Annotated in this window: 22 protein-coding genes and 1 tRNA gene; 11 read left to right on the top strand and 12 right to left on the bottom strand. The window is 70.1% G+C overall.

The window, feature by feature from the left end:
• Nucleotides 1-53 precede the first annotated feature (53 nt).
• Complete coding sequence (locus tag ABZ374_RS09070) at nt 54-425, bottom strand: hypothetical protein (RefSeq protein ID WP_360308473.1); 372 nt, start codon at nt 423-425, stop codon at nt 54-56.
• 169 nt (nt 426-594) lie between these two features.
• Here ABZ374_RS09070 and ABZ374_RS09065 point away from each other — a divergent pair, with 169 nt between their 5' ends.
• Nucleotides 595-828, top strand: a complete 234-nt coding sequence (locus ABZ374_RS09065; RefSeq protein WP_161360502.1) for a DUF4287 domain-containing protein — start codon at nt 595-597, stop codon at nt 826-828.
• Nucleotides 829-1,026: 198 nt separating this feature from the next.
• On the opposite strand, the gene ABZ374_RS09060 is transcribed toward ABZ374_RS09065, so the two are convergent.
• Entirely contained in the window at nt 1,027-1,881 is an 855-nt protein-coding gene (locus ABZ374_RS09060) for a Bax inhibitor-1/YccA family protein (RefSeq protein ID WP_360308469.1), read from the bottom strand.
• A gap of 514 nt (nt 1,882-2,395) precedes the next feature.
• On the opposite strand from ABZ374_RS09060, the gene ABZ374_RS09055 reads away from it, so the two are divergent.
• On the top strand, nt 2,396-2,941 hold the full coding sequence (locus ABZ374_RS09055; RefSeq protein WP_360308878.1) for an RICIN domain-containing protein: 546 nt from the start codon (nt 2,396-2,398) through the stop codon (nt 2,939-2,941).
• Nucleotides 2,942-3,662: 721 nt separating this feature from the next.
• On the opposite strand, the gene ABZ374_RS09050 is transcribed toward ABZ374_RS09055, so the two are convergent.
• Nucleotides 3,663-3,747: transfer RNA gene (locus ABZ374_RS09050), tRNA-Leu, on the bottom strand.
• Between the two features lie 308 nt (nt 3,748-4,055).
• Between ABZ374_RS09050 and ABZ374_RS09045 the strand changes: the two genes are divergently transcribed.
• Complete coding sequence (locus ABZ374_RS09045; RefSeq protein WP_360308466.1) at nt 4,056-4,832, top strand: ABC transporter ATP-binding protein; 777 nt, start codon at nt 4,056-4,058, stop codon at nt 4,830-4,832.
• A 127-nt stretch (nt 4,833-4,959) separates the two neighbouring features.
• Here the strand turns inward: ABZ374_RS09045 and ABZ374_RS09040 are convergent, their stop codons facing one another.
• From ABZ374_RS09040 to eno, 5 genes are all read right to left on the bottom strand, one after another.
• Nucleotides 4,960-6,309: an NAD(P)/FAD-dependent oxidoreductase gene (locus ABZ374_RS09040; RefSeq protein ID WP_360308463.1), complete on the bottom strand. Its 1,350-nt coding sequence runs from the start codon at nt 6,307-6,309 to the stop codon at nt 4,960-4,962.
• A 410-nt stretch (nt 6,310-6,719) separates the two neighbouring features.
• On the bottom strand, nt 6,720-7,655 hold the full coding sequence (locus ABZ374_RS09035) for a Ppx/GppA phosphatase family protein (protein WP_360308460.1): 936 nt from the start codon (nt 7,653-7,655) through the stop codon (nt 6,720-6,722).
• Complete coding sequence (locus ABZ374_RS09030) at nt 7,652-8,203, bottom strand: DUF501 domain-containing protein (protein ID WP_360308457.1); 552 nt, start codon at nt 8,201-8,203, stop codon at nt 7,652-7,654. Before ABZ374_RS09030 ends, ABZ374_RS09035 begins: the two co-directional genes overlap by 4 nt.
• 93 nt (nt 8,204-8,296) lie before the next feature.
• The gene (locus ABZ374_RS09025; RefSeq protein WP_360308454.1) at nt 8,297-8,914 is read right to left on the bottom strand and encodes a septum formation initiator family protein; all 618 of its coding nucleotides are present in this window, start codon (nt 8,912-8,914) and stop codon (nt 8,297-8,299) included.
• Between the two features lie 56 nt (nt 8,915-8,970).
• Nucleotides 8,971-10,251, bottom strand: a complete 1,281-nt coding sequence (gene eno, locus ABZ374_RS09020; protein ID WP_360308451.1) for a phosphopyruvate hydratase — start codon at nt 10,249-10,251, stop codon at nt 8,971-8,973.
• A 288-nt stretch (nt 10,252-10,539) separates the two neighbouring features.
• On the opposite strand from eno, the gene ABZ374_RS09015 reads away from it, so the two are divergent.
• The gene (locus tag ABZ374_RS09015; protein WP_360308448.1) at nt 10,540-10,722 is read left to right on the top strand and encodes a hypothetical protein; all 183 of its coding nucleotides are present in this window, start codon (nt 10,540-10,542) and stop codon (nt 10,720-10,722) included.
• A gap of 208 nt (nt 10,723-10,930) precedes the next feature.
• Here ABZ374_RS09015 and ABZ374_RS09010 read toward each other — a convergent pair whose 3' ends face one another.
• Together ABZ374_RS09010 and ABZ374_RS09005 are read right to left on the bottom strand one after the other, a co-directional pair.
• A complete protein-coding gene (locus tag ABZ374_RS09010; RefSeq protein ID WP_360308445.1) occupies nt 10,931-11,593 on the bottom strand; it encodes a response regulator transcription factor in 663 nt (220 codons plus the stop codon).
• A complete protein-coding gene (locus tag ABZ374_RS09005; protein WP_360308442.1) occupies nt 11,568-12,740 on the bottom strand; it encodes a sensor histidine kinase in 1,173 nt (390 codons plus the stop codon). The genes ABZ374_RS09010 and ABZ374_RS09005 overlap by 26 nt, the downstream gene beginning before the upstream one ends.
• Nucleotides 12,741-12,915: 175 nt before the next feature.
• On the opposite strand from ABZ374_RS09005, the gene ABZ374_RS09000 reads away from it, so the two are divergent.
• Nucleotides 12,916-15,186: an MMPL family transporter gene (locus ABZ374_RS09000; protein ID WP_360308439.1), complete on the top strand. Its 2,271-nt coding sequence runs from the start codon at nt 12,916-12,918 to the stop codon at nt 15,184-15,186.
• Between the two features lie 103 nt (nt 15,187-15,289).
• Here the strand turns inward: ABZ374_RS09000 and ABZ374_RS08995 are convergent, their stop codons facing one another.
• Nucleotides 15,290-15,412, bottom strand: coding sequence for a hypothetical protein (locus ABZ374_RS08995; protein WP_360308909.1), 123 nt, complete (start codon nt 15,410-15,412; stop codon nt 15,290-15,292).
• Between the two features lie 120 nt (nt 15,413-15,532).
• Here ABZ374_RS08995 and ABZ374_RS08990 point away from each other — a divergent pair, with 120 nt between their 5' ends.
• The 6 genes from ABZ374_RS08990 to ABZ374_RS08965 all read left to right on the top strand — a co-directional run bounded on the left by ABZ374_RS08990 (nt 15,533) and on the right by ABZ374_RS08965 (nt 20,317).
• Nucleotides 15,533-15,994, top strand: coding sequence for a hypothetical protein (locus tag ABZ374_RS08990; protein ID WP_360308436.1), 462 nt, complete (start codon nt 15,533-15,535; stop codon nt 15,992-15,994).
• A gap of 125 nt (nt 15,995-16,119) precedes the next feature.
• The gene (locus ABZ374_RS08985) at nt 16,120-17,097 is read left to right on the top strand and encodes a hypothetical protein (RefSeq protein ID WP_360308433.1); all 978 of its coding nucleotides are present in this window, start codon (nt 16,120-16,122) and stop codon (nt 17,095-17,097) included.
• Between the two features lie 168 nt (nt 17,098-17,265).
• Nucleotides 17,266-17,709, top strand: a complete 444-nt coding sequence (locus ABZ374_RS08980) for a GNAT family N-acetyltransferase (protein WP_360308430.1) — start codon at nt 17,266-17,268, stop codon at nt 17,707-17,709.
• A 490-nt stretch (nt 17,710-18,199) separates the two neighbouring features.
• The gene (locus ABZ374_RS08975; protein ID WP_360308427.1) at nt 18,200-18,946 is read left to right on the top strand and encodes a DUF4232 domain-containing protein; all 747 of its coding nucleotides are present in this window, start codon (nt 18,200-18,202) and stop codon (nt 18,944-18,946) included.
• A gap of 149 nt (nt 18,947-19,095) precedes the next feature.
• Nucleotides 19,096-19,947: a helix-turn-helix transcriptional regulator gene (locus ABZ374_RS08970; RefSeq protein WP_360308425.1), complete on the top strand. Its 852-nt coding sequence runs from the start codon at nt 19,096-19,098 to the stop codon at nt 19,945-19,947.
• A 52-nt stretch (nt 19,948-19,999) separates the two neighbouring features.
• A complete protein-coding gene (locus ABZ374_RS08965) occupies nt 20,000-20,317 on the top strand; it encodes a hypothetical protein (protein ID WP_360308422.1) in 318 nt (105 codons plus the stop codon).
• 22 nt (nt 20,318-20,339) lie between these two features.
• On the opposite strand, the gene ABZ374_RS08960 is transcribed toward ABZ374_RS08965, so the two are convergent.
• Nucleotides 20,340-20,774 carry a pyridoxamine 5'-phosphate oxidase family protein gene (locus tag ABZ374_RS08960; RefSeq protein WP_360308419.1) on the bottom strand — a complete coding sequence of 145 codons (435 nt, stop codon included), beginning with the start codon at nt 20,772-20,774 and terminating at the stop codon, nt 20,340-20,342.
• Nucleotides 20,775-20,854: the final 80 nt, after the last annotated feature.

Genomic DNA, 20,854 nt, shown 5'->3' with positions numbered 1-20,854 from the left:
GGCGGGTCGGCAATCCCCCGCCGAGCGGCACGACTCCCGGCACCGCGTGTCGCTCAGATCGCCGACGACAACTCGCGCACCATCTCCCGCGCCCGACGCACCACGTCACCGGCCGTCGTCGGCTCGCCGTCCTGCAGGATCAGCGCGTGTTCCTCGACCAACGGCGCCAGCGCCGACGCGAGATCGCCGGAGGTCACCGCGACCTGATCGCCCACCACGAACACGCCCAGGTCCGGTACCTCGCGCAGCGGCTCGCCCTCGACCGCGGCCGCCAGGTCGGCCAGACACTGGGCCAACGCGAGGGCCGCACCGGCCCGGCTCGGCGCCGTCTCCTGACGAGCCGTCAGCGGCGCCTTCAACCGGGCCTCGGACAGGTGCCGAAGCCGATCGGCGACCGCGCCGGACTCCTTCACGAAGGGGCCCACGTCAACCGTGAGGGAAGCGGACGGTTTCCCGACCGGGGGGATGGGGATGCGGGACGACATAACCGGAGCGTACCCATTGCGCACACCGCGTGCGGGTCGGCTTCGACCGCTTGCCAACCGTTCGCCCGTCATGCACGCTCGGGTAACGGAACGCTCACCGGAGGCGCTTATGTCCTTGCACTTCTCCGAAGAGACCCACCGGAACCTCGTGGCCCGGGTGCCCGCCTGCACCGGCCGCGAACTCCCCGACTGGTTCAAGGAAATCGAGGCCGGTCCGGCCTTCTCCCGGTTCGAGGACCGGGTCTCCTGGCTCCAGGGCGAGCACAACCTCGGACACGGGCACGCCCTCGCCATCGTCCGCGAGCACGACCGCCGCCGGCACGCGCCGGGTGGAGTGAGCTGATCCCCCGCCCCGAGGCCGCCGCGCCACCGATCCACCACCGAAGACCCCTGCCACGCTGACCGCACCCGACTCCGCCGATCTCCGCAGATCTTCGTGCATCTCCACGCATCTCCGCGCGGCTTCGCGCACACAAAAGTGGCGGTGCCCCTTCGCCGGGGCACCGCCACTTCGCGTTTCAGGCCGTCATGCGGCGCTGTGTCAGTCCCGCAGGATCGACAGCAGGCGCAGGACCTCCATGTAGATCCACACCAGGGTCACAGTCAGACCGAACGCGGCCCGCCACGACTCCTGCTGCGGCACACCCTGGGCGGCCAGTTGCTCGATCTCGTTGAAGTCGAGCGAGAGGAAGAAGGCGCCGATGAGGATGCCGAGGATGCCCATCACGATGCCGAGCGGCCCGCTGCGCAAGCCGAGACCGTCGCCACCGGCGATCAGGATCGCGAGCAGGTTGACGAAAGTGAGGAGCACGAAGCCGATCGCGATCGCCATGCCGATCCGCGCGTAGCGGTTCGTCACCTTGATCCAGCCGGACTTGTACGCCACCAGTACGCCGACGAAGACGGCAGCCGTACCGAGCACCGCCTGCACCACGATGCCGCTGTACTGCTGCTCGAACGCGTGGCTGATCGCGCCGAGGAACACACCTTCGAGCGCGGCATAGGTCAGCACCAGGGCGGGGCTGACCTCACGCTTGAAGGTCACGATCATCGCGACGACGAATGCCGCGAGCGCGGCACCGACCGCCCAGCCGAAGTTCTCGAACGGCAGGAAGGCCCACGACAGTGCGCCGGTGACGACGACCGTCAACAGCGTCATCGCGGTACGCGCGACCACGTCGTCGATCGTCATCCGGCCGGTCTGGAGCGGACCGGCGGACTGCGCCCGGTACATCTCCTGAAGCTGCTCGGGGGTCATCGGCTGCATCGGCGGCTGCTGCGGCCCGCCGTACGGGGCGCCCTGCGGCCCGGGCTGCGGCGCTCCGTAACCGGCCTGCTCCTGCCGGCCGGTCTCGAACGCCCCCCGCCGCGTGAGCACCGGGTTGCTGCTCCTCATGTCATCTCCTCCATGCCCCCGGGGTGGGGGTCCTGGCTTAAGAGAGTAATCCCCAAGTAAAGCGCTTGGGGCTTCCATACTTCCCGTACAACGTGTCCGGACACGCGTTTTGTGCCCGTGGTCACTGTCCGGTCATGAAAAGTCGGCTGGAATCCATCGAGAGGCCGACCGCCGTCCGCCCGACGGTCCCCCGCTACCCGCGCGCGCGAGGGCTGTCGGGCGAGCCCGCAAGGTCATCCGGCCCGCGCCCCGGACCACCGGGCCCCACCGCCCCGAGACACGACGACCTCACCAGCGAGCCACATGACAGGGCCGCCCGCGGCGCCATGGTCATCGTGTCGATCGACCCCGGGATCCGGTCACGGCCGAGGCCCGACACCCACATTCGCTCACCCGTTCCGCCTCGTCACCGCCGACGGCCACACCCTCGACCGCGCTTGGCCGAAATCGCCCTACCGCAGCATTAATACCTGATAAATGATCCGGCGCGAAACCAAATGAGTTTCATGAAGCCATCGATCCTGCGAGCCCTGATCGGCGCGCTGGGCATCCTCGTCCCGGCCGTGACCATGACCACCCCGCCGCGGCGGATCCACCCCCGTCCTCGCAAAGCATCCCGTATGGCCTCACCGACGGGAAGCGGCACACGATTCAGAGCAGATTCTCATATCGATGCCTGGAGATTCGCGGCGATCGTATCGACGACGGAGCACCCGCGAACCAGTGGGACTGCAACCCTTCGACCACGCAGAACCGGTGGGCACGACGCGCCTCCACCGGCTACGAAATCGCCAACGGGAATTCCGGGTTGTGCTTGGAGATTCGCGACGATCGTACAGACGACGGGACGCCCGCGAACCAGTGGACGTGCAATGGATCGGAGACACAACATTGGCAGGACGTGTTATCGGGAAACGCCGGCCGGAAGATAAGGAATGTGCACTCCGGCAGATGTCTTGAAATACTCTCGTGGGGGACCGGTGACGGTGACGCGGCCGGACAATGGGGCTGTCACGGCGGCGCCGACCAGCGCTGGTCCATCAACGTCCGGGCCGGATAACCGGGGTCGTCTCATCTCGCGGAGCCGGTGATTGCTCCGCGCGACCGTGGCCCGACTGCTCGCGGGTCGGACGGTCGAGGAGAAGGACGTCGTGGCCTCGGCAATCCGACGGGACCCGGCCGAGGTCGCCGACCGGCGCCGCGAGTCGTAGCGGCCGGGAGTGGCCGCCGCCGTAGTGGGGAAGTGCGTGCCGCCCGGAGCGTCCGACCTCGGGCCCGAGCGCCGTCGCGGCGACGGCCGAGCCGGGCTTGCCGCCGATGCCGTCGCGTCGGTGCGCGAGACCGCCTCGAACGTGGCTGCCTCGCCCCGGACCGGCGGGCGGAAGTGCGTGGAGATCGTCGGTCGGCGGACCGGGTTGCGCCGGTGCGGCCGTCGCCGCCCCGGAGGGCGCCGACCCGGCCCGAGCCGCGCTCCGTTCGCTTGGCACCACCCCGGAGCGACCCGCGTCGGCGACCTCGCACACCCTCGCAGACCGAGGGTCGGACACCCAGCGTGTCCATGGGTGAGCCCGCTGATGCGTCAGCGATTGTTTTCGCGATGGAACCGATCGAGATTTCTATCGAGAGTCGCAGCCCTGGACTCCTCCGGAACGCGGTTCCGAACGATGCACAGGGGGTGACTGGGAATGATCTTGAATCGCGTGGCCGCCGACAAGCCCGCAACATTGTCGACGGAAACGATCTTGAAACGAGCGTCCTTGCAGGTCAGAGCCCTGACCATTTGGTCCCCGGAGCGGGACTCGAACCCGCACGACCTTGCGGCCAAGGAGGTTTAAGCTCCTCGTGTCTGCGTTCCACCATCCGGGGGCGATGCTGAGCGTAGCGGCACCGGCGCACCGAGTTGACCCCCGAGTTTTCCGGGCCTCCGAGAGCTCTTCCGCCGGCCTGTTCGATTGCGGAGAGCGACCGGAGGCGACCTGTCCGCATGCAGTGCGGATGGTGCCGAATGAGTGTTTTGGGGCGGCTGAGCAGGGGAAATCCCGCATTCGTCCGGCGAACCCCGGGTAGGACCACCGGGTCGAGAGTCCGCTCGGGCCGATCGTCTCCCGGTGATCGTGGTCGCCCGGGTCCGGATCCTCGCCGCATCGAATCCGATCGCGACGAAAGAGGCCCCCTTGACCGCCACCGAACCCAACGCGGGCGTCGGGACGAACGGCGCGCTCGTCGCCGTCGCCACCGACCTGACCAAGGTCTACGGCACGGGTGAGACGCAGGTGATCGCGCTCGACGGCGTCTCGGTCGGCTTCCGGCGGGCCGAGTACACCGCGATCATGGGCCCCTCCGGGTCCGGCAAGTCCACGTTGATGCACTGCATGGCCGGCCTGGACTCGATCTCGGCGGGCTCGGTCCGGTTGGGGGACGCGGAGTTGTCCTCGCTGAGCGACAAGCAGTTGACGCTGCTGCGCAGAGAGAAGGTCGGCTTCGTCTTCCAGTCGTTCAACCTGCTGCCGACGCTGACCGCGCTGGAGAACATCACGCTGCCGATGGACATCGCGGGCGTGCGGCCGGATCCGGCGTGGCTGGACAACGTGATCGACACGGTCGGCCTACGGGATCGGCTCAAGCATCGTCCCAGCGAGTTGTCCGGTGGTCAGCAACAACGCGTGGCGTGTGCCCGGGCGTTGGCGAGCAAGCCGGAGATCATCTTCGCCGACGAACCGACCGGCAACCTGGACTCGCGCTCGGGCGCCGAGGTGCTCGGCTTCCTGCGCGCCTCGGTGCGCGACAGCGGCCAGACGATCGTCATGGTCACGCACGACCCCAACGCGGCGTCCTACGCGGACCGAGTGCTCTTCCTCGCCGACGGCCGAATCGTCGACGAAATGCTCGCCCCCACGTCGGACCTCGTCCTCGAACGCATGAAACGCTTCGAAGCCGCCCGAATCGCCTGACCCCGAGGGCCGTTCGGCGTTCGACGACGACCGCCCCGGGCCGACGCCCCGTCCGCGGGACGAACGCAAAGGGCCCGGTACGCACCCGTGCGCGAACGCGCGAGTGCGTACCGGGCCCGAGCGCGAACTACGCCTTGGCCGCGGGCTCGACCGCCGCCCGAGGCGCCGGCAGCGCCGCCTCGGCGAACTCGTCCCGCGGGTGCTCCATCGCCCCGAGCGAGACGATCTCCCGCCGGAAGAACGCCGACAACGTCCAGTCGGCGAATACCCGGGTCTTCCGGTTGAAGGTGGGCACCATCGCCCCGTGGTACGTGCGGTGGAACAACCAGGCCGGCAGCCCCTTGAGCTTGAACTTGCCGAACATCACCGCGACACCCTTGTGCAGGCCCAGACCGGCAACCGCACCGAGGTTCTTGTGCTTGTAGTCGCTCGGCGGGAACCCACGCATCACCGAGACGACGTTGTCGCCCAGGACCCGCGCCTGCCGCACCGCGTGCTGCGCGTTCGGCGGGCACCAGGCACCCTCGCCCGCGGCGAGGTCCGGCACCTGCGCGTTGTCGCCGGCGGCGAACACGTTGTCCATGCCGACCACCTGAAGGGTGGTGCGCGTGTCGACGTGCCCACGCGGGCCGAGCGGCAGACCGTACTCCGACAACACCGGGTTCGGCTTGACGCCCGCCGTCCACAGGATCGTGGAGGCGTCGAACTCGACGTCGTTCGAGAGCACGCAGTGCTTGTCGACGCAGGACTTGAGCGACGTCTCCAGGTGGAACTCGATGTCCCGGGCCTTGAGGCGCTCCAGCGTCCAGGCGCCGAGTTCCGGACCGACCTCGGGGAGGATGCGGTTGGCCGCCTCCACCATCACGAAGCGCATGTCCTCGCGCTTGAGGTTCTTGTAGTAGCGCACCGCGTCGCGCGCCATGTCCTCGACCTCGGCCAGCGCCTCGATACCCGCGAAGCCGCCGCCGACGAAGCAGAAGGTCAGCGCCTTGCGGCGGATCTCCTCGTCGGTGGTGGAGTCGGCCAGGTCGAGCTGCCCGAGCACGTGGTTGCGCAGTGCGATGGCTTCTTCGATGGTCTTGAGACCGATGCCGTTCTCGGCCAGGCCGGGAATCGGGAAGGTCCGCGATATCGAGCCGAGCGCGATGACGATGTAGTCGAAGCCGAGCTCGTAGGAATCGCCCGCGAGCGGCTCGACGAGCGCCACCTTGCGGTCGTGGTCGACGGAGGTGACCCGGCCGTTGACGATCTCGGCCTTGGGCAGGACACGGCGCAGCGGCACCACGACATGGCGCGGTGAGATGCTGCCGGCGGCCGCTTCCGGGAGGAAGGGCTGGTAGGTCATGTACGACCGCGGGTCGACGACCGTGACGGTCGCTTCGCCGTAGCGCATCTTCTTGAGAATGCGCTGCGCGGCGTACAGACCAACGTAGCCGCCGCCGACGATAAGGATGCGAGGGCGATCCGTGTTGCTCATGTTTGGAAGTATCCACCGATCGAACTCGCCGGTGCTTCGAGGCCGCGCGAAGTACCGAAGGGGCCGTCTGGTACCCTTCGTCCTTTTGCTTGTGCATTTGTGCACGGTGTGCCGTCGAGGGGGATTCACTCGACCCTATTCGGCCGGCTTGTCCACCGACCCGGTCCCGATGACCTGCGTCGATCCTGCCCGAGGACCCCGGGGACGGCGCAATGTGATCTCCACCTCGAACCGGGGGCGACCACCACGTTCGAAGGCGCCGGCGCCGAACGACCGGCCCATCGGGAGGAAAAGCGGCTCACATGGCCAAGTTTTGCCTCCGCGGCCATGTGAAGGGATTCACAAACTTTTCCGGGTGTCCGAACGTTGGACATGGTTCCCGGTCGTCCGGCCGGCCTCCGTCGGCCCGATCAGCCCTCGGCCAGGCCCCAGGCGATGCCGTCCAGAATGTCGTGCTCGCTGACCACGACCTCGGTCAGGCCGGTGCGTTCCATGATCGTGCGCAACACCAGGGCACCCGCGCCGATCACGTCCACCCGCCCCGGGTGCAGCACCGGGATGTTCGTGCGTTCGGCGTGCGTGCTCGCCAGCAGGCGGGCGGTCACTTCGCGGACCTGATCGAGGGTCGGCCGCGCGTGGTGGATGGCGGTCGAGTCGTATTCGGGCAATTCCAGCGCCATGCCGGCGACCGTGGTCACCGAGCCCGCCAGGCCGACCAGGGTGCGGGCACGATCCATCGGGACCACCTCCGCGGCCCGGGCGATCGCGGCCTCGATGTCGGCGATCGCGGCGGCGATCTGCTCCGGCGTCGGCGGGTCCGAGCGCAGGTGCCGCTCGGTCATCCGGACGCAGCCGATGTCCACCGATCGGGCCGCCTCGGGCCGATCGTCGCCCAGTACGAACTCGGTGGACCCGCCGCCGAGGTCGACCACCAGGTACGGCTTCTCGACGGAGTCGGACCCGGCGAGTTCCCGGGTGGCTCCGGCGAAGGACAGTGCGGCCTCCTCGTCGCCGGAGATCACCTCGGGCTCGACACCCAGGATCTCGCGCACCCCGGATCGGAACACCTCCCGGTTCTCCGCGTCACGGCTGGCGCTGGTGGCCACGAAACGCAGCCGCTCGGCGCCCAGTTCGCCGATCACCTTGGCGTACTCGCGGCAGGCGGCGAAGGTGCGCTCCAGCGCCTCGGGGGCCAGTCGGCCGGTCTTGTCGACGCCCTGGCCGAGTCGGACGATCCGCATCCGGCGGTCCAGGTCGACCAATGTCCCGGCGGCCGGGTCCAGGTCGGCGACGAGCAGGCGGATGGAGTTGGTGCCGCAGTCGATCGCGGCGACGCGTCGGGTCATCGGGTCTCGTCCTTCGGGGCTGCGTCGTCGGCGTCGTCGGCCTCGGCGGCCTGGTCCGGCTGGTCCGGTTGGTCCACGCACACGCACGGGCCCTTGGCCCACCAGTCGGGCAACGCGTCCAACGTCTCGTCGCCGAGCGGGTTGACGCCCCGCCCGGCGGCCAGCGCGTGGCCGGCCAGCACGTGCAGGCACTTGACCCGATCCGGCATGCCGCCGGCCGACGGGAAGCCCTCCAGTACCTCGATCGCGTCCCGTCGGGCCAGGTAGTCCTCGTGCGCGGCGGCGTAGCGGGCCGCGAGGTCCTCGTCCTCGGCCAGGCGCGCGCTCATCTCGCGCATGACGTTGTTGGCCTCCAGGGTGCCGATCGCGGAGGCCGCGCGCGGGCAGGTCAGGTAGTACAGCGTCGGGAAGGGCGAGCCGTCCTCCAGGCGCGGAGCGGTCTCCACGACGTCGGGCAACCCGCACGGGCACCGGTGTGCGACGCCGCGCAGACCACGCGGGGTACGGCCGAGCTGCGCCTTGACGGCGTCGATGTCGTGCTGATCCATGAAGGCGAGTATTTCCTGTTTCGCTGAGTGATTCGGACCGACGTTCGATCCGGGTGCCGTCCCGGTCCCGCCCGGACGTGGTGGACGAGTCCGCTATCCGATCGAGGCGGCGGGCGTCGGCGTGGGCGAGGGCGCCACGCTCGCGGTCGGCATACCGGCCCGGTCCGCGTCGCGGGTGGAGTCCCACAGGCCCCGGTACCAGGGCGGCGAACCGGCCCGGGCGGGCGTGGGCGGCGCCGGGTTGCCCGGCTCGCCCGGCTGCGGCACCACCAGGTAGGCGGTATCGCCCGGGTAGACGTAGTGCAGCCGCTCGCGCGCCTGTTGGCGCACGAACGCCGGGTCGTTCCAGCGCTCCAGATCGGACCGCATGCGTTCGGTCTCGGCCTGCTGCTTGCGGGTGCTCTCGCGCAGGTCGTGCACCTCGGCGCGCTGGTCCAGGTATTGCCGCAGCGGGTACACCAGCGCGACGGCCAGGCTCAGCACCACCAGGGTGAGCACGATCCACTTGCCGCCGCCGCGCCGGCGCAGCCGACCCAGGCTCGCCGCCGCGGCCGAGTCCTTGAGGGACCCGACCGCGGCGACGACCCTCGGTGTGGCCGGTGCCGCCGAACGGTCACCGCGTGCCTGACGCGGCGGTGCGACGGCTCGGGACGCGCGCGCGGCCCTGGTCGGAGCGGTCGTCCTGCGGCCGTCCTCGCGCTGCTCGCTCACGCGTCCTCCCGCCGTTCACTCGATGCGGCGTCGGCGGTGTTCCGCTCGACCGGGTGTCAGCCGTCGAAGCGCGGGAACGCGCCGCGGCCGGCGTACTCCGCCGCGTCGTCGAGGATCTCCTCGATGCGCAGCAGCTGGTTGTACTTCGCCACCCGGTCCGAGCGCGCCGGGGCGCCCGTCTTGATCTGGCCGCAGTCCGTGGCCACCGCGAGGTCCGCGATCGTGGTGTCCTCGGTCTCGCCGGACCGGTGACTCATCATGCACCGGTAGCCGTTGCGGTGGGCGAGCGACACGGCGTCCAGGGTCTCGGTCAGCGTGCCGATCTGGTTGACCTTCACCAGAAGGGCGTTGCCCGCCTTCTCCTCGATGCCGCGCGCCAGCCGCTCCGGGTTGGTGACGAACAGGTCGTCGCCGACGAGCTGGATCTTGTCGCCGAGCTGCGCGGTCAGCGCGACCCAGCCCTCCCAGTCGCTCTCGTCCAGCGGGTCCTCGATCGACACGAGCGGGTACGCCGCGACCAACTCGGCGTAGTAGGCCGACATCTCGGCCGAGGTCTTCTTGCCGCCCTCGAACACGTACGCGCCGTCGGTGTAGAACTCGCTCGCGGCCACGTCCATCGCGAGCGCGATGTCGCTGCCCGGGGTGTAGCCGGCCATCTCGATCGCCTCGACGATCAGGTCCAGCGCGGCGCGGTTGTTCTCCAGGTTCGGCGCGAAGCCGCCCTCGTCGCCGATGCTGGTGGCCAGGCCGCGGGCCTTGAGTACCGACTTGAGGCAGTGGTAGACCTCGGTGCCCCAGCGCACCGCCTCGGCGAAGGTCTCCGCGCCGATCGGCGCGATCATGAACTCCTGGACGTCGACGTTGGTGTCGGCGTGCGCACCACCGTTGAGGATGTTCATCATCGGCACCGGGAGCACGTGCGCGTTCGGACCGCCGACGTAGCGGAACAGCGGCAGGTTCACCGATTCGGCGGCGGCGTGCGCGACGGCGAGCGAGACGCCCAGGATCGCGTTGGCGCCGAGTTCGGCCTTGTTCTCGGTGCCGTCCAGGTCGATCATCGCCTGGTCGATCAGCCGCTGGTCGTCCGCCTCGGTGCCGGCGATCTCCTCGTAGATGCGCTCGTTGACCGCGTCCACGGCCTTCTGCACACCCTTGCCGCCGTAGCGGGCCGGGTCGCCGTCCCGCAGCTCGACGGCCTCGAAGGCGCCGGTGGAAGCGCCGGACGGCACGGCGGCACGGCCCGAGCTGCCGTCGTCGAGGACGACCTCGACCTCCACCGTGGGGTTCCCTCGGGAGTCCAGGATCTCCCGGGCGTGGATGACGTCGATGGACGGCACGAGTTTCTCCTTGATCAAGGGGCACGCTGGTCTGCTCGGCCAGCCTAGTAGCAGCCTGCGGTGCGGTTCGCCCGGGAACGGGTAGCTGTGGGCAACCGATCGGTGACGCGCGGGCGAACACGGGCGCCGGGGTGACGCTCGGTCGAGGGGCGGGGGCGCACACATGACCGAGCCGGAGCGCGAAGGCGCGGGAGCCGCACGGGATGCCTTGCCGCCGGCGCGGGAGATCTCCGGTGCGGTTGCGGGCGAGTCGGTGGAACGGCGAGCCGGAGACGACGGAGACCCCGGGTGGGTGACGACGGATTCAAGGTCGACAGCGCGCCGGCGCGCGGCGCGAGCACCGAGTCGATCGACGCGCTGCCGGTGGCGCGCGAAATCGCCCGGAAGCAGCAGCCGTTGCAGGAACAACCGGCGGCGCCGCAGAAGTACCAGGGCGCGTATCGAGTCGTGATCATCGGGTGGTCCTGGTGAGGTCTTCGATCCGGATCATCGAGGCGCGCAGCGTGGAGACCGGCGGGGTAGCCGTCCGGAGTCTTGTCGTATCGGGTGTCCCACCGTCCCGGTTCCGGCCTCCCGGTACGTCACGCTCTGGGGCGGGTGAGGCACGTGGTGGCGACCCGAGCCGACCGGTGCACTGATGTCCGGGCGGGGACTCATGGGAGACGACCCGGCACCCGGCTCAGGTTCCGGGGATGATGCGGCGCGTTTCGTAGGCCCACATCGCGATCTCGACCCGGTTGCGGGCGCCGAGCTTGGCCATCAGGCCGGCCAGGTGCGTTTTCACCGTGCTGAGGCTGATGTGCAGGGCATCGGCGATCTCGGTGTTGGTGAGCCCGCGAGCGACGGCGAGGAGCACCTGCTCCTCGCGGGCGGTGACGGGAGAGACGGGCTGGGCTGCGGGCCGGCCGGCGGGGAAGTCCGCGAAAGTCTGGAGCAGACGGACGGTGACGCTCGGCGCGATGAGCGCCTCACCGTCGGACGCCGACCGAACAGCCTGCGTGAGAAGCTCCGGTCCCGTGTCCTTGAGGAGGAACCCGCGGGCGCCGGCGCGCAGCGCGCCGTAGACGTATTCGTCGAGGTCGAACGTGGTGATGACGACCACGGCCAGCGGGTCGGCGACGCCCGGGCCGGCGATCAGCCGGGTGGCCTGGAGCCCGTCGAGCACGGGCATGCGGATATCGAACAGACAGACGTCGGGGCGCAGTTCGCGGGCCATACTTACCGCTTGCCGTCCGTCGGCGGCCTCGCCGACCGCCTCGATTCCGGGCTGCGCGTTGAGCATGATCCGCAGCCCGGTGCGGATGATCGCCTGGTCGTCAGCGACGAGAACGCGGATGGCCACCGCTCTCGGTCCTCCCTCGTGGCAGCTCGGCTTCGACATGCCAGCCCTCGTCGGCGCCTGGGCCGGCTTGCAGCCGGCCGCCCAGCAGGGCCGCGCGCTCGCGCAGCCCCGCAAGGCCGAATCCGTCGTGGCCACGGCCGGTGCGTTGGCCATTGTCGCGCACGTTCACGCGTACCTGGTGGCGCTCCGCGGTGACCCGGACGACGACCTCGGTCGCGTTGACCGCATGGCGCCTGGCGTTGGTCACCGACTCCTGCACGATGCGGTAGACGGCCGCGCCCACGGCCGGGGGCAGTGAGTCCATCTCGCCGTCGAGCCCCAAGTCGACCCTGAGGTGACCACCCGGGGTACGCAGCAGCCGCTCCAGATCCGCGACGCCGGCAGGCGGCGCCGGCTCTGCGCCCGCTCCCCGGTCGCGCAGCGCGGTGACCATGGCGCGCATTTCCTCCAGGGTTCGCGCCCCTTCCTCCTCGATCCCCTCCAGCGCCTCGACGGCGGCGGACGGGTCGGTACCCGCGAGCACCCGGCCCGCCTGGGCGCGGATCACGATGGCCGAAACGTGGTGCGCCACCGTGTCGTGGAGTTCCCGAGCGAGCTGCTCGCGCTCGCGGGAACGTACTTGCTCCAGCTGCCGCCCGCGAGCGGTGGCCCGGAACCGCACGGCGGCCCCGGCCAAGCCGGGCAGGAACAGGAAGACGAAGCCCACGATCTGTTCGGCGGCCGGCGTTTCGTCCGTGACGGCACACGTCGCGAAGGTCGCGAGGATCACCGCGCCGCCCAGCACGATCTCCCGTCCCGATCCCCACCGGGGCAGCGCATACACCAGCACGAGCACGATCACGCCGGTGTTCAGGCCGACGAACTCGTGGAGTGCGGCGACCAGCGAGGCCACCTGGAGCAGGATCGTCGAGCCGAACGCGAGCACGACCGTCGTCAGCGGGCGGGTCCGGCGCCACAGGAGCAGCACGCACAGCCAGACGGCCGGCACCACTGCCGCCGGCCGCCACACGACGTTCTCGCGCAGCGTGGCCTCCAGCAGCACACCGCCCAGGCCCGCGGCGAGCAGTGCCCAGTCCCGCCAGACCCGGGCGGGCGCGTCGGGCGGCCGGGGTTCGGTCCACAGGGTTCTCACGTCGTCTCGCAGCACGATTCCCAGCCTAGGGATCGCGCCGTGCCGCGCATCGGCCGAAAGGACGGGACGTCACCCCGCCCTGGGGCCGAGGGATCCGCGGCCCGCCGGCCGATGCCGCGGAGCGCCGTGGCAACGAGCCTCGTCATCGGCGGCCGTACAAGGACGGCCGGCGAGGTGGTTGGAGGACCCGATGCTCTCGAAAGCCCTCTTGTTCGTGGGCGCAAGCGCCGCCCGCCATCCCTGGCGGGTGATCGCGGCATGGCTGATCGCCGCCACGCTTGCCGTACTCGCCGCGATCGCTTTCGGCGGGCGGACCGCGGACTCGATGACCGCTCCGGGACTGGACTCCCAACGGGCCGCGGAACTGATCGAGCGGGCCGGCACCGGTCAGGAGGGGATGACCGCCCAGGTGGTCGTCACCCCGCTCGACAGCGGTGCGACGTTCTTCGACCACGGCAGCGCGCGCACCGCTCTCACGCGGCTGCAGAGCGAGGTGGAGCGGCTGCCGCACGTGCTCGGTACGAGCGACCCGGTGGGGGCGCTCGACGCGGGCGGGGACGCCGCCGTGCGCGGCGGGCCTGTCTCGGCCGACGGGCGGATCGCGGTCGTCCGGGTGCAGTACCCCGACCAGAGCCGGCTGTCGGCCGAGGACCTCGACGCCCTCGTCGGTCTCGGCGACCGGCTGCGCGCCGAGTTGCCCCTGCGCATCGAGATGGGCGGGAACCTCTTCTACGCCTTCTCCGACCCCGACGGCGGCGCAAGCGAGTTGATCGGCATCCTCGCCGCGGCCGCGATCCTGTTCCTGGCGTTCGGTTCGCTCGTCGCCGCCGCGCTGCCGATCGGCATGGCGGTCTTCGGGCTGACCGTCGGGGTTGCCACGATGACGCTACTGGCGGGGGTGACGGACGTCCCGACCTTCGCCCCTGTCCTGGGCAGCATGGTCGGGCTCGGAGTGGGCATCGACTACGCGCTGTTCGTGCTCGCCAGGCACCGGGAATACCTTGCGCGCGGGCTCGATCCCCGCGAGGCGGCGGGGCGAGCGGTGGCCACGGCGGGGAGGCCCGTGGTCTTCGCCGGCGGCACCGTCGTCGTATCGATCCTCGGCCTGGCGGTCGCGAACGTGCCGTTCATGACGGTCGGCGGGTTCGCCGTCTCGATCGTCGTTCTGATCATGGTGGTCGCGTCGGTGACGCTGCTGCCGGCCTTCCTCGGCGCCGCCGGCCCACGCCTGGCCCGGGCCGGCCGGATCAGCCGGGCTCTGCAGACCAGGAAGCCGGGCCGACTCGCACGGCGGCGGGACCCGGCGGCGGGCGCCGCCCCCGCCGCCGGGTGGCGGCGCTGGATCGGGCACGTCAGCCGGCACCCGGTGCCGTACGCGGTCGGCGCGGCGGGGCTGCTGCTGACCGCGACGCTGCCCGTACTCGGCCTGCGCGTCGGCCTGCCCGACGACGGCTCACTGCCCGACAGCCGTACCGAGCGCCGCGCGTACGACCTCGTCGCCGAAGGGTTCGGCCCGGGCACCAACGGTCCCCTCGTCATCGCCGCGGACCCCGCCGGTGATCCGGGAGTGCTGGACCGACTCGTCGCAACGGTCGCGGCGGATCCGGGCATCGCATACGTCGCGCCGACGCATGTCGATCGGGCCACCGGCATCGCGACCCTCGTGGTGTTCCCGACCACCAGCCCCCAGGACAAGGCCACGACCGACACCATCGCCCGGCTGCGCACCGACGTGCTGCCCGCGGCGATCGGGCACGGCCCGGCCAGGGCCCACGTCGGCGGCGCCGCCGCGAGCCTGTCCGATGTGGGCCAACGCACCAGCCAACGCCTGCCGGTGCTCGTCGCCGCCGTGCTGGCGATGTCGTTCCTGCTGCTGATGCTGGTCTTCCGCTCGGTACTCGTACCGCTCAAGGCGGTACTGCTGAACCTGCTGAGCATCGGCGCGGCCTACGGCATCATGGTCGCGGTCTTCCAGTGGGGCTGGGGAGGCGCACTGATCGGGCTGGAAGCGACGGTTCCGATCGTGTCGTTCATCCCGATGTTCCTCTTCGCCATCCTGTTCGGCCTGTCGATGGACTACGAGGTGTTCCTCCTCTCCCGCGTACGCGAGGAGTACCTGCGCACCGGCGACAACGGCACGGCGATCGTCGAGGGCGTCGCGGGCACCGCCCGGATCATCACCTCGGCCGCCCTCATCATGGTGGCGGTCTTCCTGTCCTTCGCCGTCGCCGATGATCCCTCCATCAAAATGTTCGGACTCGGCCTGGCCACCGCGATCTTCATCGACGCCACGGTCGTACGCATGGTGCTGGTACCGGCGACCATGACGCTCCTCGGCCGGGCCAACTGGTGGCTGCCGAGGTGGCTGGACCGGATGCTTCCGCGCGGCCCGGTCGGCACCGACGACACCGCCGCGGAATCCACGGGTGCGGCCCTGCGGCCACGGCTGGTCGACCGTTGACTCGACTCCTGCCCACCCTTGGCGTCCGGCACCTCGGCGCGGCGCCCGGGGGGCACATCGAGTCGTGATCATCGGGTGGTCCTGACGAGGTCTTTGACCCGGATCACCGCCGGATCACGCCCTCGAACTGCTGCCGCAGTCGCTCGGGATACGGGCCGTAATCGCCGATCGGCAGGTACGACTCGATGAACTCCCGATCCGGATCGGTCGGTTGCACTCGCGTCACGTAAGACCGTCGATCGGACCGTGCCACGAAGGCACATTCCGCACATGGATCACGACTCGATACGCGCCCCAATCCTCGCCGTAGCGGGCCGGCGCGATCGTGCCGAAGTCCGGTCGGGCGATGGCCGCCCCGGTCAACCTCGGCGAGAACATCGCGATCACGCCGGAGATGGCGGCCCGGCAGTACAAGACGGCGGAACGGGGCGCCGCGGCCCGGTTCTTCGCCCCCGGCGGCGCGACGGCCCGCAGCACTTGTGTGCGAACCCGGGACGTCGGTGCGCTCACGAGTGGTGCCGCCGCCTCGGCCATCGCACTCGGCGCGATGCACGACATCCGCGAAGTGCCGCCTCGGGTCGCGCTGTTGTACCGGGCCTGGGTGTCGGTGGCCGAGGCTCCGGATCGGATCGCCTTCGGGGCGCCTGCGGCGTTCGACTCGCCCGGCCCCGCTGACCTTGCGATGGGTCGAGGCTCGAACTCAGCGCGCTGCCAGGGTGATTCGTCGAAGCGCGTCCGCTCGGGGGACGTATCCGCCGGGATACCGGTGACGGGGCGTCAAAAAACGGTTGGTCGCTCGATCGGGTGAAAGTTGGGCATCGGCGATTAAACGGCCGTTACGGTTCGACTACGGAAAGCGGCGATCACCCCTCAGAAGGTGATCGCCGCCGGTCAACTCGCTGTAAGGCAGCGAACCGACAGAAAGGCAACGCCGTGGTACCGGCGCATCCTCAAGCCCAAGCATGCCTGAACTTCTCTTCCCCGACCACCGATCCCGCCACGATTCCCCCATATGCGCGTCGCGCCAGGTGGCAGGAGGTCGTGCGGGGTGATCCGGGGATCGAGCGAACGCTGCTGCTGTTCGCACTGTTGCTCGCATCCCACGCGAAGTCCGACGGCACCGGTATCCGCGTCACGCACGCCATACTCGCCGCCGACGGTGGCTTCCACCTCTCCACCGTTCGTCGCGCACTCGACACGTTGCGGCAGCGTGGGCTCCTGCTCCAGGTCCACCGCGGCCATCGACTCGGGGACGGCAGCTCGTCGTTCAGCGAGTACGCCCTGCTGCTGCCCTCGACGGCTCATCCGGATGAACCGTTGAGCGTCGACTCAACCGCTCACCGGGATGAGCCGTTGAGCCCTTCGCCGAACACGACCCGCAGGCGCTCGACCGCTCACCACAGCGCCTCAACGGTTCATCCGGATGAGCCGCTCCCTGTGGTTACCTCTATCAGGGAAGGAACGGGGTCTCCCCCCACTCCCTCCCGCGCGAGCCCGCCGGACAACGCGTCGTTTCGAGCGGCGAAGGTCCTGGTCGAACAACTCCCGCCCGAGTCGCACGAATTCCTGATGCCCGGCCTGCACCGCGTCGCCCTCAAACTCGCCCGACGCACCAACCGAGACATCCTGATCCACGACCTCGCCGACACCATCCGCACCCGAGGACCCCTCACCGGCCCCGGAATCCGCTCACCGTTGGCCGTGCTCCTCTACCGCCTCGACGAGGCGATCGAAATACACACCGTGATGCGCGAGACGTTCCGCCGATCCGTGAGCGGCGACCCGCAGCCCGAGCCCCCGTCCCCCGCCTGCGGCTGCCAACACGGCTGGCGCGGCGAGGATCGGGAGGGCCGCCCCATCCCGTGCACCACCTGCAAACCACGCTACGGCGCACCGACCCCACACTTTTGATCCCCCTCTCCGCGCCCCGGGAGCCGAGATGCCACCCACGAAACTTGTACAACCGTTCCGCGTCACCGGTCTCGTCGACCACGAGCACGAACACCGCCCGGGTCCGGTGAGGCGCCCGGTGGGTCCTTGATCGTCTCCCGCCGGGCGGTCGCCGCGTAGCGTGCGGCCATGATTCTCTTCCGCGAGGCCGTGTCCGGGGACTTCGAAGCCGTCCTGCGTCTCTACCGGCAACTGCACCCGGAGGACCCGGTTCTGCGGGACGGGTCCGACGCGGCGGCCTTCGCGCAGATTCTGGACTCGCCCGGCCTGCACATCCACGTACTCGAAGCCGATGGGCTCGTCGTCGCCACGACGTACCTGAACGTGATCCCGAACCTCACCCGATCCGCGTCGCCGTACGCGGTCGTCGAGAACGTCGTCGTCGAAGAGACCCTGCGGGGCTCGGGTCTGGGCAGGCAGGTCGTGGCCGGCACGCTCCGAGCCGCGTGGGACGCGGGCTGCTACAAGGCGATGTTGCTGACGGGTTCGCGCGAGCCCGCCACTCACGCGTTCTACCGAGCGTGCGGCTTCTCGCCCGACTCCAAGACGGCGTACCTCGCGCGCCCGTCCTGACGCCAGGTGGGAACGAAGGGACGGTCGTCTTCGTGTCGGATGTCGACCCGGCCGCGCTGTTACGCGTGGTCGTGGGTCACCGGCGTGGGCCGGGCAGCCCTCGAACCACCGCTCTCGGGCGGGTGGTTCCCCGGCACACCACCGGGAACTCGGCCTCGGCCCGATGCAACCCCGCCCGTGGGGACCCGAGTTCGCCATGCATGTCCCCCGACATGGCCGAATCCGCACGAGGGACTGTTGTAACACCGTCCGCCGGCCACGGCCGCGAGGGGTGTCACCAGGGCAAACGTGCTGTTGCCGCAGCGTGGAACGGGGGCGCGCCGGCCTTCGTCGTTCCCTTTGGTGACCATGTCACCGGCCTGTGACAGCGCCGTCGTGGTACGACGACTCCCATATCTTCCCGGTCCGCGACCTCGCCATAGTGATCGAGCAAGCACCGCGGAGCCCAACCGGCTCCGGGCTTCAATCACCACATACCAAGGGGTCGTTCATGTTCGGGAACCGCAGCAGGGCCTTCCTCCTCTCCGCCGCCGTCGTCGGCGGCGCGATGATGATGACGGCATGCCAGGGCACCGACTCGGGCAACGCCGCACAGGGCAACACCCCCGCCGCACAGGGCGCACCCGCCGCCGGAAACCCCGTGGCCCCGCCCGCCGCGGCCACCACCGGCGGCCAGGCCGGCGGGGGCGGCTCCACCGGGAGCACGACCTCCACCAAGGACTCCGCCGGGAGCACCACCTCCGTCACACCGAACAAGTCCACCAGGACCGGTTCCGGGTCTGGATCCGGTTCCGGTTCCGGTTCCGGCAACAGCGGCGGTCCCGCCAAGTGCCGTACCGACGACCTGAGCTTCCTCGCGGACGACGCCACCATCGACGGCGACGGCGACCGCACCGTCGTGGTCACCCTCAACAACCTCGCCGGCGACTGCTCGATGCTCGGATTCGCCGGTATCGACCTCAAGACCAGCCAGGGCCCGCTGTCGGCCAAGCGCACCAACGAGCCGGTCTTCCCGATCGTCCTCAAGCGCAGTACGTCCATCTCGTTCGGCATCCACTACCCCGACAACGACTCCGGCGGCTCCGGCGTCCGCATCACCGGCCTGCTCGTGACCCCGCCCGGCGAGACCAAGGCCGCCGACATCCCCTGGCCCGGCGCCGCCACCCTCCCCGTCACCGACGGTTCCGGCTCCCCCGTCACCGTCGGCCCCATGGGCAGCGCCGGCCAGGGCGGCTGACCCGGCTCACCCTCCCGCGCACCGGTACAGGCGAGGACGGTCGTTCCTCGCCCGCGCCCGGCGCAGCGGGAACGGACCCTCCGAAAGTGAATGAGCGGGACAACTTTCGCTCTCTTACCGGGTGTTCGCCCAGTGTGAATACTGACGGCGTGGATCCCAGCGCCGCGTTACGCGACTTCCTCGTGTCCCGTCGGGCCCGCCTGCGTCCCGAGGATGTGGGACTGGCCGAGCAGGGCCCTCGCCGGGTGGCGGGCCTGCGACGCGAGGAGGTGGCCGCGCTCGCGGCCGTCAGCCTCGACCACTACATCCGGCTGGAACGCGGCCAGGCTTCGCGGGTGTCGGACACCGTCCTGCAGGCGGTCGCGAGCGCGCTGCGGTTGACGTCGGGCGAGCGCCGCTATCTGTTCGCCCTCGCCCGGTCCGGCGCCGCACGCGGTGCGGATGCGAAGGTCGACGCGGACGCGGGCACCGGAGTACGGCCGAGCGTGCAGTCGATCCTGGACTCCCTCGCCGACACGCCCGCCTACCTGGTCGGTCGCAACGGCCTGTTGCTGGCCTGGAATCGTCCGGCGGTCGAGGTGTTCCTCGATTTCGCCGAGATCCCCGCTCCTCGTCGCCTGATCGGCCGGCTGGTCTTCGGCGACCCACGCTCGCGGTTGTTGTACGCGGACTGGGAGGCCAAGGCCCGGGAGGTGGTGGGATTTCTGCGCACCCAGGTCGGCAATCGCCCGCACGATCCGGCGCTCGCCGCGCACATTCGGGAACTGCTCTCGATCAGTGCGGACTTCCGCCGACTCTGGTCGGCACAGGACGTTCTCGAACGCGCGCACGGCTCCTGTTGCATCCTGCACCCCACGGCGGGACCGCTGATGCTGAACTACGAGACGCTGCAACCGTTCGACACACCGGAGAAGCTGCTCGTCGTCTACGCCGCCGAGCCCGGCTCCGCCTCGGCGGCGGCAGTACGGGAGTTGTGCGCACGAACCCGAGTGGACCAGTGATCGCGGACAGCCCTTGATCGGGATCGGCGGGCACACGCGCGGGAGTTCTGGTTTGCTGGAGGCTTCCCTGTCGGCGTGGTTGGCGGAAGGCCGTTTTACTGCTGTGGAGTTGCTCGCGATCGGTTTCGTGGCCGTGGTTGGTGGTGGCGTGCTCGTGCAGGCCGGGCGGGTCGCTCGGATGCATGAACTGGTGATCTGGCGAAGGCTGTTGCCACTGGCCCTCGCACTGCTCGGAGTGGCCACGAGCCTGCTGAGGGCGGAGGACGTCGTGCTCGTCGCCGCGTTGATCGCGTTGCCCTGCTACGTGGCCTCGGTGTTGTTCGCGCAGGCGGAGATCCACCGCGAGGACGACGAGGCCCTGCGCGGCTGATCCCCCGGCCGAGGCCGGCCCGTCACGAACCGGGCCCCGGGCCCAATCCGAGACCGAAGACCCGCCATCGCTTCGGCGTGACCACGCCCAGGCTGGTGCCCTCCCGCGACAGCGGGCGGCGCTGTTGCGCCAGACCCGCCTCGCCCAGGATGTGTCGCATCGCGAATTCCCAGCGCTCCTGCGCCCACTCGTCCTCGCGCATGGTCACCTCGCCCCACACGATGACGTGCGCGATGTCGCCGTCCCGCGCCATCGACAGGCACACGCGCGGGTCGTGCTCCAGGTTCGCCTTCTTGGTGCGGCCGGTGAGGCTGAGGTAGAGGTACTCGTCGTCGTACGCGAGCATCACGGGTGTCACGTGCGGCTCCCCCGTCGGGGTCACCGTGCCCACGTGCACCCAGTGCTCCGGATCGCCGAGCATCGCGTCCAGAGCCGTCCTCAGTTCGGGGTCGATCATGGAGGATCCGCCTTTCGCAGCACAGGGGCCTCATGGCCACCGTACTGCGCCCGTCGCCCCACCGGTCACGCGATTACCGC

Source organism: Embleya sp. NPDC005971 (assembly GCF_040629175.1).
In the GTDB taxonomy this organism is placed as follows: Bacteria; Actinomycetota; Actinomycetes; order Streptomycetales; family Streptomycetaceae; genus Embleya.
The sequence above is the reverse complement of the archived record's forward strand: the minus strand, read 5'-3'. Positions and strand labels throughout refer to the sequence as shown.

Excerpts from the sequence above, each read along its gene's own strand:
- ABZ374_RS09065 (WP_161360502.1), top strand. The coding sequence starts at position 595 with ATGTCCTTGCACTTCTCCGAAGAGACCCACCGGAACCTCGTGGCCCGG.
- ABZ374_RS09060 (WP_360308469.1), bottom strand. The coding sequence starts at position 1,881 with ATGAGGAGCAGCAACCCGGTGCTCACGCGGCGGGGGGCGTTCGAGACC.
- ABZ374_RS09040 (WP_360308463.1), bottom strand. The coding sequence starts at position 6,309 with ATGAGCAACACGGATCGCCCTCGCATCCTTATCGTCGGCGGCGGCTAC.
- ABZ374_RS09035 (WP_360308460.1), bottom strand. The coding sequence starts at position 7,655 with ATGACCCGACGCGTCGCCGCGATCGACTGCGGCACCAACTCCATCCGC.
- ABZ374_RS09030 (WP_360308457.1), bottom strand. The coding sequence starts at position 8,203 with ATGGATCAGCACGACATCGACGCCGTCAAGGCGCAGCTCGGCCGTACC.
- ABZ374_RS09000 (WP_360308439.1), top strand. The coding sequence starts at position 12,916 with ATGCTCTCGAAAGCCCTCTTGTTCGTGGGCGCAAGCGCCGCCCGCCAT.
- ABZ374_RS08990 (WP_360308436.1), top strand. The coding sequence starts at position 15,533 with ATGGCCGCCCCGGTCAACCTCGGCGAGAACATCGCGATCACGCCGGAG.
- ABZ374_RS08980 (WP_360308430.1), top strand. The coding sequence starts at position 17,266 with ATGATTCTCTTCCGCGAGGCCGTGTCCGGGGACTTCGAAGCCGTCCTG.
- ABZ374_RS08975 (WP_360308427.1), top strand. The coding sequence starts at position 18,200 with ATGTTCGGGAACCGCAGCAGGGCCTTCCTCCTCTCCGCCGCCGTCGTC.
- ABZ374_RS08960 (WP_360308419.1), bottom strand. The coding sequence starts at position 20,774 with ATGATCGACCCCGAACTGAGGACGGCTCTGGACGCGATGCTCGGCGAT.